Source organism: Rhizobium azibense, assembly GCF_004342325.1.
Classification (GTDB): Bacteria; Pseudomonadota; Alphaproteobacteria; order Rhizobiales; family Rhizobiaceae; genus Rhizobium; species Rhizobium etli_B.
Genome location: NZ_SMBJ01000036.1, coordinates 1 through 5,024, shown reverse-complemented (window position 1 = coordinate 5,024; position 5,024 = coordinate 1). Strand labels below are relative to the sequence as shown.

At 56.3% G+C, this 5,024-nt stretch carries 3 protein-coding genes and 2 pseudogenes; 2 read left to right on the top strand and 3 right to left on the bottom strand.

Annotation, left to right across the window (positions count from 1 at the left end; genetic code table 11):
* Positions 1-292: 292 nt before the first annotated feature.
* Positions 293-1,207 (bottom strand): hypothetical protein, encoded by a 915-nt coding sequence (locus EV130_RS32290; protein WP_010034735.1) that lies wholly within the window; start codon positions 1,205-1,207, stop codon positions 293-295.
* A 935-nt stretch (positions 1,208-2,142) separates the two neighbouring features.
* Here EV130_RS32290 and nodA point away from each other — a divergent pair.
* Positions 2,143-2,730 carry a nodulation N-acyltransferase NodA gene (gene nodA / locus EV130_RS32280; RefSeq protein ID WP_004679687.1) on the top strand — a complete coding sequence of 196 codons (588 nt, stop codon included), beginning with the start codon at positions 2,143-2,145 and terminating at the stop codon, positions 2,728-2,730.
* A 410-nt stretch (positions 2,731-3,140) separates the two neighbouring features.
* Here the strand turns inward: nodA and EV130_RS32840 are convergent.
* Positions 3,141-3,599, bottom strand: a pseudogene (locus EV130_RS32840) (GDP-mannose 4,6-dehydratase).
* 231 nt (positions 3,600-3,830) lie between these two features.
* Between EV130_RS32840 and EV130_RS32270 the strand changes: the two are divergent.
* Positions 3,831-4,775: pseudogene (locus EV130_RS32270) on the top strand (IS630 family transposase).
* On the opposite strand, the gene EV130_RS33015 reads toward EV130_RS32270, so the two are convergent.
* Positions 4,747-5,024, bottom strand: a 278-nt coding sequence (locus EV130_RS33015; RefSeq protein WP_207900916.1) for a hypothetical protein, incomplete at its 5' end; no start/stop codon positions are given. The pseudogene EV130_RS32270 and the gene EV130_RS33015 sit on opposite strands and share 29 nt — an antisense overlap.

The window sequence follows — 5,024 nt, the reverse complement described above, 5'->3', positions numbered from 1 at the left end:
GAAAACTCTAGCATCCGGTGGTCCAACGTTTGGGAGCGTTTCAAAGACCGCCGAGGCTCTAATCGCCGCCGGATGAAAATTCAGTGGCAGGTCATTTGGTCTCGATGTTGCACAAGGAGCCAATTCCAGCGGCCACGAAGTACTTGGTATGCACCCGTGGGAACAACATGGGCGCTTCAATTGAACGGAAACTCAAATTTATGGCTGGCTCTGACAAATTACGGACGATCAGCGATAGTTCGGGTCTCCAGCGGGATTGCAGCATGAGGCCGGCAGTCAATACCAAAGGACATTACTGCGACTTCGCCGAATGCCGGTAATAGACATCCGCCAGAATGTGGTGGTCATGGCGGTAGACTTCGGCCATGATATTATAGAGGCTTGGATCGTGAGCCTCGAAATCTTCTGATGTGGCAATGGTGAGATTGCCTCGGCTGTAAGCCAAGTTCGTATTGAACCAAAATCGCGTGCCCTCGGCCCAATACTCATCGACGTTGTTCTCCATATAGGAACACGCCCAGAGGCCTTTCTCGTAGGCGTGCGAATAGGCACGTTCAACTCGTGCAACGAGATCAGGATCTACCGTGCGCAGCGCGTTGAAAATATTATGTGAGAATTCGTGAACAAGAATGTTCCCGCCGTAATACCGCGTGCCCGGCACGCCCATCAAATTCTCCACAGCTCCCGTCGTGTAGAGCCCGCCCATGCCGCGCGCCCTTTGTGCCCAGTAGTCTCGGGCAGTCATCTTGCCGATCGTGTTGGCGTAATCCCGCCGCTCGTCAGGGGTGAGACGTGGATCATCGGGAAGAGGCTTCTTCCAATCCCGCTGCTCGGGAATATCAGTCGTCGTCTCGTCAATTGCCATGACGCCCACCCGCGCTCCAGCCTGGATTAAAGCATCGCGGACATCACGGCGTTCTGACAACATGTAGAGGACAATGTCACGTGAGATCAATAGTGCCGTGTCTGGAACCTTGTTTGACGAAATAATAGGTATGCCCGCTGCGTCAGCATATTTGGCATAAAATGGATCCAGATTGAGTGATGTCGGTGGGCTGCGAACTATGAAAGTCTCGAAACTCGATACATCAGCCGCGGACAAAGGCGAGTCAGATAAGACATTCTCAGCGCCGCCGAGTCTGCCTGCGGATGCAGCAAGAAGGTACCCACCGCACAACACCATCCCCATCGAGCATACATCCATCATCGTGACCTCTCGTTAACGGCTGTCTTTCGTGAGACGACGCAACAACCGTGCCAGTCACTAAGTATTTCCTCGGGGGCTCATCGGCGCCGCCGGCTCTGTACCAGACCATGTGCGTGACGATCGGCAACCGGTGACCAGGGTATGACGATCACCTCATACCGTTATCTAGGAGAAAATTGCGATCTCGCGGCCGCCTCGCCAGTCCTGGGAGGCGTTTGCTGTGTCCGGGGTCCTAAAAGCTTGCACCGGAAACGCACTGATCTAGGAATCCATTCCTGTACCCATCATCTTCTCCCGAGGTCGGGATCGCCAGGCAAGTATGTCCTCTGGCAATCTTCGCCGATACCCAGCGTGCCGGTCCATGGGCTGCGATAGCCAAAGCGAACCAGGGCGTTTTGCGAGGGGAACCCCTTTCAGATTCAACAGGAGAATGCTGCTGCCTATCGCCGCGTCCCATTTTGTGTGGAATCAGACTGTCGCAAACCGAACATTCCGAAAAAACCCCTCCGCCAGGTCGGGTCGTTCGACGACTTTCGACGCCGGGATAGACCAGCCCGGTTCCGCCGAGGGTTCTAATGTGATCTCGACAATTTGCCTGATTATCGCCGAAAACGTCTTTGGCTTGCTTCTGCCTGAGTAGCGAGCCTCTCAGTCATGGTCAACTTTTCAGTTCAATGTCCTGGATGCCTGATCAAGATGATCCAGCATGATGGACAAGGCGGCATGTTCACGAAGAAGTTGGAGCAGCCGCTTCATCTGGCGTCGGCAGCCGATGGCAGGCCGATTGATTGGAACGCATCCATTGGACGGATGAGTTCCATCCAAACAAATGATTTCACCAGCTTATACCAGTGCCATTAGAAGCGCCCCAACGAGTGCGTATCAAGTAGTTGCTCTGTCGACGCCTGGACAGAGTATTAAGTGGAGGTTTAGGTATGAGCCCTCAGGTGCGGTGGAAAGTGTGCTGGGAAAACGAGTTGGAGCTCTCTGACCACACGGAGCTCGCAGATTTCTTTCGGAAGACCTATGGGCCAACTGGAGCTTACAACGCCCTTCCATTCGAAGGTGCTCGTAGTTGGTCAGGAGCTAGGCCCGAGCTTCGCGTAATAGGCTATGATGCGCACGGTGTGGCCGCTCACATGGGGTTGTTGCGTCGTTTCGTTCGGGTTGGCGAGGTCGATCTACTCGTATGCGAGCTTGGATTGTGGGGCGTGCGTCCAGATCTTGAGGGGTACGGCATTAATTCGATGCGCATTGTTTACCCAGTGCTGCAGCAACTTGGCGTTCGGTTTGCGTTCGGCGGTGTTCGGCAGGCGTTGCGCAACCTTGTTCTCAGGCTCTGCCGAAATGGTCTTGCGACGGTTTTGGAAGGGGTACGCGTGCGATCCACCCTTGCCGATGTTTATCTCAACCTCCCGCCGACGCGCTGTGAAAACGTAATTTTGGTAGTATTCCCAATAGGATGCTCAATGAGTGATTGGCCATCGGGGACCTTGATCGAGCGGAATGGCCCTGAGCTATGAAAGAGCATGGTCCCATAGCTGAAGTTATCCGAAGAGACGGTGGCGGCCCAGTGATCGGTGCGTCTATTTAACCCTCGATGACGGACCGACCCACACGATGACACATCCCGCACCTTTCGATCTGCGAACGCTTAGACGTCAAGCGTGAGATATTCGAGACAAGCAGGACCATCAGGAACATATGCCCCGAAGCCTCGGTACCGCAATCCGGGCACCTGGTGGAAGTATGAACATCATCGGCTAATGCCGTATTTTTGCGCGCTCGCGGGTTCACGATCCGCGCTCCTCGTTCGACCCGCTAACTGACGCCACTGCCGCAGAGCACGGCATCGGAGCCTGCGCACAAGCGCACTGCCGACCATACTGCGATGGCCGACAACCCAGATCTTCTTGTTGGACAAGTCGTACACTCAGAGCTCTTCCCGGCTGTTCAGGGCCTTCCAGTGCTTGACATCCTCGCGCACCATCTCGGCGACGAGCTCCTGAACCGGGGCCTTGTGTTGCCAGCCCAGCTTCTGGCGGGCCTTGGTCGGATCACCGGCAGAAGATCAACTTCCGTCGGGCGGAGGTATCGAGGATCGACTTCAACAAGGCAGGCACCGGACGCGGAGTCGTAGCCAGTCGACGCCGGACGCCTTCCATTCCAAAGTAATGTTCACGTCGGCAAAAGCCCGCTCGAGAAATTGGCCGACACTCGTCGTCTCGCCGGTCGCCAAGACGTGGCCATCCGGTTTGTCCTGCTGCAGCATGCGCGACATGCCCTCGACATACTCACGTGCGTGGCCCCAGTCGTAGCTCCTGGCGCTGTTTTTGGCCAGCTGTCGGGCGCGGCGGGCCTGCGCGATCGAAGTTGGCTTGTTCAGCCACAAGGCGAAGCTCTATCACCTGGGCGCTCGCAGCGTCTCCCGTGCGATACGCCATTTCTCTCTTGGCTACAGGGATGTGCGATTGTCTCCTGTTTTCAAAGCTCTTTGTCCTGCTGATGGTCGCGGTCGCGCTGGCGCGCGGTCGACCTAGACATGTCCTGCGATTGATGAATCGATTGTGAGGTGACGAGAGCGACCGAAGCTGATTCAACATCCACAGCGGAGAGGTGGATGATGGGACAGGCCCTGAGCGATGATCTCCTAATACGGGTTTTGAAAGCGTCTGCGGCGGGCATGTCGGCTCGACAGGCTGCGGCTCGTTTCGGAGTTGGGATTTCGACGGCGATCCGCTGGATTGAAGAGCGAAAGAGGGTGAGTTAACTGCTCTGCCACAGAGCTGGAGACGACCTTCGGCAGTGGATGCACACGAGGAATTCGTTGTCGCGTTGATCAACGAGCGTAGGGATGTGACGCTCGATGAGATGGTTGAGCGCTTGTCCGTCGAGCGGCAGGTGAAGATCAGCCGCAGCGCACTTGGCGCCTGGCTTCGAGGCCGTGGGTGGACCTTTAAAAAAAGACCGCACACGCACTGGAGCAGGACCGACCGGACGTCCTGAAGCGCCGGCGCGCCTGGTTCGATGGTCAATTGGACCTCGATCCGGAGAAACTGATCTTCATCGACGAAACCGGCCTCTCGACCAAGATGTCACGGTCTGCGCGGACGTGCATTGCGAGGTGAGCGTTTGCCGTGCCGGCGTGCCGCACGGCCATTGGAAAACAACGACTTTCACCGGTGCGTTGCGCCTCAGCGGAATGACCGCCCCATTCGTCTACGATGGCGCGATGAACGGCAACGTCTTCCTTGCGTATGTCGAACAGGTGCTGGTGCCGCCCCTGGAGATCGGCGACGTCGTCATTATGGATAACCTGCCTGCACACAAGATAGCCGGTGTCCGCGATGCCATCGAACGTGCCGGCGCCAAGCTCATGTTCCTGCCGCCCTATAGTCCGGACTTCAATCCAATCGAGAACGCATTCTCGAAGCTGAAAGCCATGTTGCGAGGCCGAGCCGAGCGAAAGATCGATGCTCTATGGGATGCGGTCGGGGCCTTGATACCTCGCTTCACTGCGGCAGAATGCGCAAACTACCTTAAGGCCGCTGGATATGACCCAGATTGAGCAGGATTTGCTCTAGCGGTGCAAGTGATGCCATCACGACACCGTCTGTCGGCTTTGTCTGATCGGCGACATTAGGTTTGTTTGGCAGTTTCCTGTGGTGGTTCGGAGTAACTTTCTGAAACCCAACAAAAGGATCTTTCCTTTGGCTCGATCGGCCCACATGGCACGGGTTTTGAAGATTGCCATGCGAGGCGGCGCGAGCTGCCTGCCTTTTACTCAGCGATGGATGGAACGAAAGAAGGAAGGCGA